Consider the following 3202-nt stretch of genomic DNA (forward strand, 5'->3'; position numbering starts at 1 on the left):
AAAGGCACTGGCAAGCCCGAGGGTGTCGTGGTTCACGAAACCGCAAACCCAAATTCGACAATCTATAACGAAATTGCCTACATGAAAAAGAACTATAACAATGCGTTTGTTCACACGTTTGTCGATGCCAGTCGGATCATTAATATTGCCAACACGGATTATTTAGCTTGGGGAGCTGGTTACCCGGCCAACGCGCGCTTTGTTCAATTCGAGCAAGTTGAGGTCCACAGTAAGTCGGCATTTGCCCACGAAATGGCCAACGCCGCCTATTACACGGCGTATATTCTTGATAAATATGGGTTAACGCCAAATGATGCGGCGTACGATGGTAAAGGAACCGTTTGGTCACACGGGGGTGTTTCCAAATATCTGGGCGGTACTAATCACACCGATCCAGCTGGTTACTATGCTTCAGCCGGGAAAAAATACTTTGGCGCAAGCTATACGTTTGCCCAATTTTATCAATTAGTGAAGACGACTTACAACAACCTTCAAGCAGAAGGCGGGTCGGCACACGGTTCACTGACGGCATCAACAGCGAAAAAAGCATATGACAAGGTCACATATGTGAAAGCAAATTCACAGGCGTCATTAGGAGACAGCTACAAGTCGTACCGGTTATACAATCATGTTAAGAATTCCCGTGCCGGAGTGAAATCCTACTCATGGGATTCAGTTGGCGCATCTGTCGGCAAAGAGGTTTATATCGATGATATCGGGACCAAGTCAAACGGCCACGATTGGTACCGAATTACCTTCTCAACGGATAGCGGCGCCAAGAAATACTGGGTTTACGAAAAAGCCCTGAATCTTATTAGTTGACAAACATCTATCGACTAATATATGATAACGATAATTTAGAAGACCAAGTAGTGTGATCACAGAGAAAGCGTCGCTCGCTGAAAGACGTTTAAGGACACGAATCCTATCTTCAATACGATTGTCTTAATCAGACACGGAACTTTCCGTTATAAAGAAAAAGTGTGAAGCCTGGCTTTGAATGAGAATGGTACCGCCCGTCATGGGTGTCTCAATTCAAAGTAGGCTTTTTTTATACAAAAATAGGGGTGGAGAATATGGATAAGCGGGTCATTAATGCAAGACGAATCGTGGTTAAGGTGGGTACCAGCAGCTTGATCTACCCAAACGGATCGATTAACCTCAAAACTTTTGACGAGTTGGCATATACGCTTAGTGCCTTAAATAATCAGGGGAAAGAATTAATTCTGGTATCTTCCGGTGCAATCGGAGTCGGGTTAAATAAAATGCACCTTAAGCAGCGACCAACTGAAATTGGGGCCCAACAAGCGCTCGCAGCCATTGGGCAATCTGAGTTGATGACGTTGTTTACCCAACGCTTTGACCATTACCTGACCGATATTGCCCAAGTATTGCTGACCCACGACATTTTCGACTATCCCAAGAGTAAACAATTTGTTATGGATACCTTTGACTGTCTGTTGCGGGACAACGTGATTCCAATCGTCAACGAAAATGATACGGTTGCTACTGATGAATTGGACCATAAGACCACCTTTGGCGATAACGATCAGCTGTCAGCCATTGTGGCCAGTCACGTCAACGCCGATTTGCTGATTGTGTTATCAGATGTCGACGGTTTCTATGACCAAAATCCCAACAAATGTGCCGATGCCAACCTGATCGACACGGTTAATTCAATCGACGAAAACGAATTTGGCGTTGCTGGCGGCACCGGAAGTCGATTCGGTACCGGCGGCATGCAAACCAAGTTACTGGCCGCCAAACGGATGTTGGATGAGGACCGGATGATGGTGTTGGCAAATGGTGCCGACCCAAGAATTATCTTTAAGATATTAGCTGGACAAACCGTGGGAACGATCTTTGAAAGAGAGGGTGTCACTCATGAATGATGAATTACTCAAGATTGGCCAAAACGCCAAAGCTGCCGCTTACAAATTAAACTTACTGGATACGGTCACTAAGAACCAAGTCCTCAACGATTTTGCGGAGGCCTTAATCAAGAATACCGACCAAATTCTGGCTGAAAACCAAAAAGACATTGCCAACGCCACAGACATGCCGGCAAAATTCACTGACCGACTCAAGTTAACCGGGCAACGAATCAGCGACATGGCGACCGGATTGAAACAAGTGGCCGCCCTGCCCGACCCGATTGGAAATATCGATAAGGGCTGGCAAAATGACGCCGGCTTAAATATTGAGAAAAAGCGGGTTCCACTGGGCGTGATTGCAATGATCTTTGAAGCCCGCCCAAACGTAACGGTGGATGCATCCGCCTTAACATTTAAAAGTGGTAACGCCGTCATTCTTCGTGGCGGCAAGGAAGCTCTGCATAGTAATTTAGCGTTGGCTCAAGTCCTGCGAGACGTTTTGAAACAACATGACTTAGACGAAAACAGCATTCAAATTCTCCACGACACCAGCCATGAAACGGCCAATGAGTTGATGCATTTAAACAAGTACGTGGATGTCCTCATTCCGCGTGGTGGTGCCGGGCTCATCAACGCCGTGGTTAAAAATGCGACTGTTCCGGTTATCGAGACAGGTGCCGGCAACTGTCACATTTATGTCGACAAAGATGCCGAACTCCAGATGGCAATTGACATCATCGTTAATGCCAAGGTCCAACGACCATCTGTCTGTAACGCCGCCGAAAAGGTCTTAATTCACCAAGACGTCGCTGAGAAAATGCTGCCGGCAATTGCCAAAGCCCTTTTTGACCATGGTGTTGAACTTCGTGGTGACACTGCCAGCCAACGAATCGTTTCTAGCATCAAGCCGGCAACTGAAGAAGATTGGTCAACCGAATACAATGACTTAATTATGGCCATCAAGGTTGTTAACGATGAACAACAAGCAATCGACCATATTAACCATTATTCGACCGGTCATTCAGAAGTCATCATTTCTGATAATTATCAAAGTGGCCAAGATTTCTTGAACAAAATCGATTCTGCCTGCGTCTACGTCAACGCATCAACGCGTTTCACAGACGGTTTCGAGTTTGGATTCGGTGCCGAAATTGGCATCAGCACCCAAAAGCTCCATGCCCGTGGACCAATGGGATTAAATGAACTGACTACCACGAAATATGTTATTCGAGGCGATGGTCAGGTTCGTCAGTAATATAACAAAACAAGGGAGTGTGCCAAAAGGCGGGTTTGCTTCCGCCAAAGAGGCTTGGCATTTCATGGCCGGC

Annotated in this window: 3 protein-coding genes; all 3 read left to right on the forward strand. The window is 46.2% G+C overall.

Annotation, left to right across the window (positions count from 1 at the left end; genetic code table 11):
• Positions 1 to 822, forward strand: an 822-nt coding sequence (locus tag AB3112_RS09985) for an N-acetylmuramoyl-L-alanine amidase family protein (protein ID WP_367334412.1), incomplete at its 5' end; no start/stop codon positions are given.
• A gap of 254 nt (positions 823 to 1076) precedes the next feature.
• Entirely contained in the window at positions 1077 to 1892 is an 816-nt protein-coding gene (gene proB / locus AB3112_RS09990) for a glutamate 5-kinase (protein ID WP_084974324.1), read from the forward strand.
• On the forward strand, positions 1885 to 3129 hold the full coding sequence (locus AB3112_RS09995) for a glutamate-5-semialdehyde dehydrogenase (protein ID WP_084998339.1): 1245 nt from the start codon (positions 1885 to 1887) through the stop codon (positions 3127 to 3129). Before proB ends, AB3112_RS09995 begins: the two co-directional genes overlap by 8 nt.
• Positions 3130 to 3202 lie beyond the last annotated feature (73 nt).

This window comes from Lentilactobacillus sp. (genome assembly GCF_040773105.1).
Classification (GTDB): Bacteria; Bacillota; Bacilli; order Lactobacillales; family Lactobacillaceae; genus Lentilactobacillus; species Lentilactobacillus parabuchneri.

What these genes read in the sequence shown, in the direction of transcription:
- proB (WP_084974324.1), top strand. Translation starts at nt 1,077, where the DNA reads ATGGATAAGCGGGTCATTAATGCAAGACGAATCGTGGTTAAGGTGGGT.
- AB3112_RS09995 (WP_084998339.1), top strand. Translation starts at nt 1,885, where the DNA reads ATGAATGATGAATTACTCAAGATTGGCCAAAACGCCAAAGCTGCCGCT.